Annotated in this window: 7 protein-coding genes; all 7 read right to left on the bottom strand. The window is 34.4% G+C overall.

From position 1 onward, the window contains the following. Positions 1-62: 62 nt before the first annotated feature. Positions 63-1,448, bottom strand: a complete 1,386-nt coding sequence (locus QJ521_RS09035; protein ID WP_282840157.1) for a glutamate mutase L — start codon at positions 1,446-1,448, stop codon at positions 63-65. After that, entirely contained in the window at positions 1,399-3,603 is a 2,205-nt protein-coding gene (oraE, locus tag QJ521_RS09030) for a D-ornithine 4,5-aminomutase subunit OraE (protein WP_347568098.1), read from the bottom strand. Before oraE ends, QJ521_RS09035 begins: the two co-directional genes overlap by 50 nt. Beyond that, entirely contained in the window at positions 3,594-3,950 is a 357-nt protein-coding gene (locus QJ521_RS09025; protein WP_282840155.1) for an ornithine aminomutase subunit alpha, read from the bottom strand. The genes oraE and QJ521_RS09025 overlap by 10 nt, the downstream gene beginning before the upstream one ends. Then, on the bottom strand, positions 3,934-5,343 hold the full coding sequence (ortB, locus tag QJ521_RS09020; RefSeq protein WP_347568097.1) for a 2-amino-4-oxopentanoate thiolase subunit OrtB: 1,410 nt from the start codon (positions 5,341-5,343) through the stop codon (positions 3,934-3,936). The genes QJ521_RS09025 and ortB overlap by 17 nt, the downstream gene beginning before the upstream one ends. After that, complete coding sequence (gene ortA / locus QJ521_RS09015; protein ID WP_282840153.1) at positions 5,340-5,633, bottom strand: 2-amino-4-oxopentanoate thiolase subunit OrtA; 294 nt, start codon at positions 5,631-5,633, stop codon at positions 5,340-5,342. Before ortA ends, ortB begins: the two co-directional genes overlap by 4 nt. A 137-nt stretch (positions 5,634-5,770) precedes the next feature. After that, complete coding sequence (gene ord / locus QJ521_RS09010; protein WP_282840152.1) at positions 5,771-6,823, bottom strand: 2,4-diaminopentanoate dehydrogenase; 1,053 nt, start codon at positions 6,821-6,823, stop codon at positions 5,771-5,773. A gap of 12 nt (positions 6,824-6,835) precedes the next feature. Beyond that, complete coding sequence (locus tag QJ521_RS09005; RefSeq protein ID WP_282840151.1) at positions 6,836-7,342, bottom strand: cob(I)yrinic acid a,c-diamide adenosyltransferase; 507 nt, start codon at positions 7,340-7,342, stop codon at positions 6,836-6,838. Between the last annotated feature and the right edge of the window lie 14 nt (positions 7,343-7,356).

Below are 7,356 nucleotides of genomic sequence, written 5' to 3'. Positions count from 1 at the left end.
TAAAAATATAGCTATTGGAGGTTTTTACTGTTTATCTACAAAAAGTACTTGACTTTTAATAGTTAGTCACCTCTAAAGCGAATTGTTTGTCTTAACAATTCCTTGGTTTGTTCTGGATATTTATGTGATAACACACCTAATGAAGCAAAAATATAATCATGATCTAAAAATACTTCAGCATTTGCATCAGGTGCTAATTTTGTTTGTTGTCTTGCAAGATAGTCTTTAATGATTTGTTTAGGGTAGCTTGCATTGAGTAAAGCTCCTCCAGTTAAAAAGATATATTTAACTTGTGTAGTATCTTTACCATCGGGGATAACTTTGAACCCGTTTGTCGTAAAGACTCTTCTTAAATCGCCAATATGACGGTCTAATGCTTGATTAACACATTGTTTAGTCAGTAAATCAATAATTTGAACACCAAATTCTGTTTGAGGAATAAATGGTTCCTTTTTTAAAGTGTCGAGAATATGATCATAACTCATTCCCGTAAGTCGTTCCATCTCACCTTGTTTAAATGTCTTGATGACATGCATGCGATTTACAAAAACACCTAAGTCACCTTCAACTGTTCTTTTAAACCTTGGTTCACCATCGTTATACTTTGAAAACTCAGGTTTAGGCTCGCATACGGAATGGACGTCTGTGGTTGCTCCACCAACATCTATTGTCATAACACCATCAAACATTTGATTTAGTAGAAGTGTTGCATCCATGACTGCACCAGGCGTTGGAATAATAACCTGATTGACCATATCGAAAATATGTTGCATCCCTTTAGCGTGAATAATATTTTGTTCGAATGTCTCGTATATCGCTTTTCGAAGCGGTATTATGTTAAAGTCATCTACTCTAGGATAGACGTTTTCAACGATGCGAACATGTTCCTTTTTCAATTTTTTTATTCGCTCATGATTAGAAATATTTCCAGTATAAATGATAGGGATATTTAATTCTATAACGTCTAGTAAGTTTTGGAAAGCAACATCCTTTTCACCAAAATCAGTTCCACCTGCGATAATAATCATGTTAGGATTAACTTCTTTGATTTTATCAACGTGTTCTTTTTCAATTCGATTTGCTGTAATTAAATGGATGTTTGCTCCTGCATTGAGTGCAGCTTCTTTAGCAGCTTTTGCTGTCATTTCATAAACTAGTCCATGAACCGTTATCTTTAATCCACCAGCAGCACTAGATGAAGCAAACATTTCTTTATACTCTAATTGATCAACTCCAAGATTCTTTTTCAAATCAAGAATTGCATTATTTAATCCAATGGTTACATCCGTTTCAACTGTTGTTTGATGCATACCTCTAGCGATAAACTCCACTGGACCATGATGGAGATTAAAGGCATTAACAACAGTTGTTGTACTTCCTATTTCAGCAACTAAGCAATCAATGACCATGGATTTCTTGATGCCTTTTGACAATAAAACTTGCAACATCCTTGCCTTTAGTTCCTCGGCTAAATCCTTGGTCCATACCGTACTTTTTAGCAAGTTCAGGAGTAACTTGTGTCCCTCCAGCAAGTAATATGAGTTTATTTCTTACACCTTTTTCAACTGCATAGTCATGTAGTTTTTGCATATTTTTATAATGAATATCATCATGCGAAATAATTAATGAAATCATCACACATTGTGAGTTAGTTTCAATTGCTGCATCAATGAATTTTTCAATTGGAACACTTGTTCCTAAGTAGTTATAAGATATACCATACTTTTCGACACCGCCATGTTTAATGTCTAATATTTCTCGCATACCAACACTATGCTCATCACTTCCACCAGTACCAGCAACAACTTTAATCTCATGTTCTTTTACATATGCCATAATGTCTTCTTCTGGCAATGTTTCTTCTTTCACGGGTAAAACAAGTTTTGTTATATCAATGTCAAAGCCAACTGTCCCTTTTAATTGAATTCTAGTTCCTTCACTTGGGTGTAGAACTTCTTTATGAATAACTTCTACTTGTGATAGATTGAGTTTTCGTCCTACTTCAAGTGCTGCAGCTTCTGCAGTTAACTCATCTGTTGGGAAAAACAAATCAACCGTAATTACACCATCACCTAACCATTGAACTTCGGGTTTTAATGTAGGTTGGCTACGATACTTCTCATTCTCATCTAAACGAACATTGACATTATCTTCAGGATCTAGTTCATCAATATATTGAATTAAATCAGGATTCTCCAAAGTACATCCACCAATTAACTTCGCTGGATCGTTTTTGAATTCAGGATTAAATTGTTCAATATTGTTATATCCGTAATGTGCTGTAACCGGAGCCATATAGTTCTTAGCTCTCTTAATGATTGTTCCTGCACCAATACCTTTATCAATACCTCTAACGATACCATCACCATTACGTTCAGGATAACTACCGCTATCAACAAACATACCAGCTTCTACCGCTTTAAAATATCCACCTAACTCAATAATTTCTTCCATCATTAAAATTGCACGTTCTTGAATTTCTCGTTTAGTCTCAAATAAGTATCCGTCTTTTTTAAACTCAAGCATACCCATTAAATCATCCATACCAATCATGGCTTGTTTAGCTGTATCTAATGCTTCAATATTATAAACATGCCAAGGAACATTTCTTCCTTCATCTGGTGTTATGGTTGATTGGATGTCTGCAGATGTTAATCTTGAAATCAAAAGATTTAAGACATGTGTAACGGTTGCTTCTCTAGTTGATGAATCCATATATTTTGTATTCATTTGTGCACGCATTTTGTATTGAGGAAAAAATTCGCGAAGTGCAAGTGCATAGGGTAAGTTTAATTTTAAGTCAGGACTAGGCGGTGCAGCAGGTGGAACAGTTGATAAACAAATCAAATCCGGTTTAATCCCGATACGTTCACTCATCACACTGTTGATACCATGTTGAACTAATAGTTCTGGCATAACTTTCCATGCATCTCTTGCAGTTGCATTAGCGTTATGTGCGCCATCGATTTGTGCCATACCACTATATGCCATAACTTTTTTACTTTCTGCAGCATCAACAAAACTCCTAATCATATTAATATTTCTATATAAAACGTTATATTGAGGATCTTGATGTGCACCATTGACACCTTCTTCAGTAAACATAACTGCAATTTCAGGACCAGCAACACCAGAAACATATGAATGATAATTAATCGGTCTTCCGACTTCATCTTCGATAATATCTAAAGCTTTTCTTTGTGCTCTTACTTGTTTACGTGTAATCGGTACACCGCCAACACCTTGTGGTGTTCCTTCTAACAAGCCATCCATATGGGATTGTCCAGCTGTTCTAATAACCATAATATGATCTGCTCCATGATAAGCTGCCATACGCATTCTTCGAATATCATCTTCAAAACGTCCAGATGCTATTTCTGTGGTTATCGTTGAATCTGGTTGTGGATCTATACCATTTAAATGTCCCGCACTTGGAAGTGGTATAAAGTTTTTTAATGAAGGACTCGCTTGAAAATATTTAAATTGTCCGATTTCGATTGGTCCTTTAGTTCTCCATGTCCATCCATGACGTCGTGGACGATAATTTTCTAAGTTATCCAAAAGATTTCTAATGTCTAATTTCTCATTTGGTTTCATTTGAATACCTCCATCATCTTCTCAACATTTTTGCCTTCTGTTAAAGCAAGACCAGATTCTCTTATTGAAAGCTTATTGTTTTTTGAATACACATAAACAACATGACCAGCGCCATGTTCTAATAACTGATATTCCATCAACTTATCAGTAATTGCTTTTGCTTCTAAACTTGAAAAACCCATACGCATTAAAACACTACGCTCAATGGCTGGCGATGTATATTCATATGCCAGTTCTAGCAAAGGATCAATCATTTGGTTTGTGAGTTTATAAAAATATTCTTTTAATTCATGATCATCTAAATGGTCTAAATGTTTTCTTCTTTCTTGAAAATCATCATTTCTTGGTTTCATTGATTTCCTCCATCATTGTTTTTATTTTTTCTATGGTTGTGTTGAGTTCTTCTGATAAATATTTCAAGTCTTTCTCATCGAGCAAAACTTCATCTTTATAGTGCTTCAAATATGATAACTGCAAGTTTTTCAGTGGTATTTCTTTATGTTTGAGTAATGCACCACTCATTGGAAAAATCAGATTTTTACCAGGTTTTTCTTCTAGTGGAATTCCCATCTTAACTTCAACACCTCGATCATAAGCAAATGACACTTGAGCATTCATATGTTTACCTGCTCCAGTATATTCAGTTTCTTGAACAACAATGATTTGATCTTCGGGTAGAGTTTGTGCAATACTAAATGCTGCAGCTAAACTGATATTCCCTGCAGGTCCTCTTTCCATACCTTCTAAAATGGATAGTGCTTCTGTAATAAAGAACACACTACCTTGATTAACTAAAACATATTGATCCATATATCTTAAAGGTCTAGCAGCACTTCTAGGAACATCGCTTCGATCAGGAAAAGTTGAAAAAGGAATTCCAAAACCCGTATGACCTGTGGTAAATGATTTTTTATTAAAATCTTTATCACTTGCCATATGAAGACCAGTTAAATCAACACTGGCTGCAATAATTTTAGTATGCATTGCACCTGACTTTCTTAAACCACGTGCAGTTCCGGTTAAATTCCCACCACCAGCATTTGTACAAATGACGATTTCAGGATATTTGTTAAATCTTTTCATTGACTCATGCGCAATTTCTTGTCCTAATGTTTCGATACCCATAATGCCATAAGGAGAATAAAGAGAGGCATTGAAATATCCGGTATCCTCAAGGAGCAATAAAAATTCATAAAATAATTCAGGTCCTACGGACAATTGTACGACTTCAGCACCATATGCTTCGCATGCTCTAGCTTTTTCAATAATCTCTGGTTGACCGATACCTTCTGAATCAAAACATTCTTGAACAATAATACATTTTAAACCTGCTCTTGCGGCTAATGCAGCAACAGCAGCTCCATAATTACCACTTGTAGCAGCAATCACGCCTTTATATCCCAATTTTTTAGCTTGATGAATACTCATTGCTGCGCGTCTAGCTTTGAAAGAGCCACTTAAATTAGCAGCTTCATCTTTAATAAATATGCGTGCACCATAGCCTTTTTTTGCAAACTTTCTAGCATATGAACTTAATCTTTTTAACTCGATTAATGGTGTATTTCCAACACTGTTTTCTAGTTGAATCTTTTGTACATCCTCTAGTGTGTAGCCAGAATCTTCCATCATTTTCTCGTAATCAAATCCAATGCCTTCATCTTCATATTGATCATAATCCAATTGCAGGGCTTTTTTCATAATACTAGGTTTTCTATTCATTACATCATCAAAAGAACGGTCCATCATAGATCCTCCGTTTCTTTTAAGATAATATCTCGAACATCATTTAAAACTTGGACATGGTGTCCAAAGCTATGTGAAAAATGAGGTTCAGCAATAATTAATATGCCGGTTTCAATTCGATTTGTAGCCGTTCTAATCTTTACAAAATCACCAATTTCTGCTGATTCCATCAGCTTTCCTTTAACTCTCATTTCCAAAGGAACACGTTTTGTGTCATGAGGTAAATTAGGTGACCTTTTATCTTCCGATAAAACAGACTTGTAAATTTGAACATATGTCATTTTTTCAATCACATTATCTCTCCTTTTACGCAGAAAAAAAGAACCATTTTTTGAAAGCGCTTACTTACTTATATGATATCATTTTTATGCCCTGTTGTATAGTGTATCTTTTAAAAAAAGATAAAAAAAGGAAATCCAAAAAAGATTTCCTATTTATCATCTTGTTCAATTAAATCTCTCATGTCTCCTAAAATTGCACGAGGGACTGGTAAATCTATCATTGTTTTTAAACCTGGTCTAGCATTAATAACATGAGGAATCATATTAACACACATCGCAATTGTACCTATACCTCCATCAATCTCTGGTGTTATTGCCATATTGATATTAGGGATACCTTTTAGGTTAATATAATCTCCTGTTTGTGTCCCTTCCATCTCAGGTTCAATTTGCTGTGGATGGATCATATCGATAAATACACTTCCATTAACTAAACCTTGCCCTGTCATATTAATACCAGCTAATGACCCTGCATTTGCTTCACCATATGTGCTTTTACGATCAACATTGGTTACAATCGGTTCCATTTGTTGCTGAAAATCATCTAGTTTTACACCTAATGCATCTGAAATCATTTGAATGCTTTCTTTGAATCCAACATGTCCGGCTAATTCATTATCCATAATACGCTTGTGGTAATCATTTAATGAAATACCAACACCTTGTTCATGCATAACAGTGGGTCCAAACGGACTGAGTGAATTAACTCTTTTTGCCTCAATGTGTTCAACATCAACCATTGTTCCCGTTAAAGCAACAACAAGTAAATCCATTATAAACCCTGGATTTATCCCTGTTCCTAAAACTGTAACACCAAATGCTTTTGCTAAATGATCGATTTGTTTTGCTAAGACTGGTTCATTTGCATGTGGATATGCCATCTCTTCAGCAGTACTAATGCAATTCATTTTATGCGAAACAATCTTTTTAATTTTATCAAATGCACCTTTAACAAAACTATCTGTGCAAAGTAATACGACATCAGCTTTGGTTTGATTAAGCAGAAAGTCGATATCAGATTGGACATAAACAGTTGGGTGGTCTACATCCATCGAAATGATATCTAAAAAATTCTTACCTATATATTCAGGGTTTAAATCACAAACACCCGTAATTTCTACACCTTTTTTAAGTAAAAGCATTTTTGCCATACCTTTACCCATCGCTCCAAATCCCCAAATAATAACTTTAATTTTTTCCATTATATTTCCTCCTTAAACCTTATGAACTTCATCGAAATACCTAGCAATTGTAAATAAAAAGTCAGATAACCTATTAATGTATGACAAAGTTTGTATATTTAATTTTTGCTGTTCATTGAGACTTATGAGTTCTCTTTCAGCTCTTCTTACTGTAACCCTTACTACATTAAGCCATGATGCTGCTTTTGTTTGATCAAGTTTTATAAACTTATGAAGTGGTTCTAAATAGCTGTCATAATAATCAAGTCTTGATTCTAACCATTTTACTTGTTCTTCTTTAGTGATATATTTATTTTCGTCATTTAATGCAATCTCATGACATATGGAAAATAAATGATCATAAATATGATTGATATCATCATTAACTTCATCCATCAATATATGATGTTTTGCCATCAACAAAAATGCCATCACTTCATCAAATGCACCATTTACAGATATATGTAAGTCTGATTTACTTACTCTTTTAGTTAACAGGTCTGTTTGACCCATGTCTCCTCTTTTAGTATATATTTTCATAGAATCTCCCTATT

Source organism: Peloplasma aerotolerans, assembly GCF_030012175.1.
Lineage (GTDB): Bacteria > Bacillota_I > Bacilli_A > Acholeplasmatales > Acholeplasmataceae > Peloplasma > Peloplasma aerotolerans.
Note: the sequence above shows the minus strand (reverse complement) of the source record. Positions and strands in the feature narration are given on the sequence as shown.

Bases quoted from the DNA above. Each gene is read 5' to 3' on its own strand.
- QJ521_RS09035 (WP_282840157.1), bottom strand. From the start codon at position 1,448: ATGTTGCAAGTTTTATTGTCAAAAGGCATCAAGAAATCCATGGTCATT.
- QJ521_RS09025 (WP_282840155.1), bottom strand. From the start codon at position 3,950: ATGAAACCAAGAAATGATGATTTTCAAGAAAGAAGAAAACATTTAGAC.
- ortB (WP_347568097.1), bottom strand. From the start codon at position 5,343: ATGATGGACCGTTCTTTTGATGATGTAATGAATAGAAAACCTAGTATT.
- ord (WP_282840152.1), bottom strand. From the start codon at position 6,823: ATGGAAAAAATTAAAGTTATTATTTGGGGATTTGGAGCGATGGGTAAA.
- QJ521_RS09005 (WP_282840151.1), bottom strand. From the start codon at position 7,342: ATGAAAATATATACTAAAAGAGGAGACATGGGTCAAACAGACCTGTTA.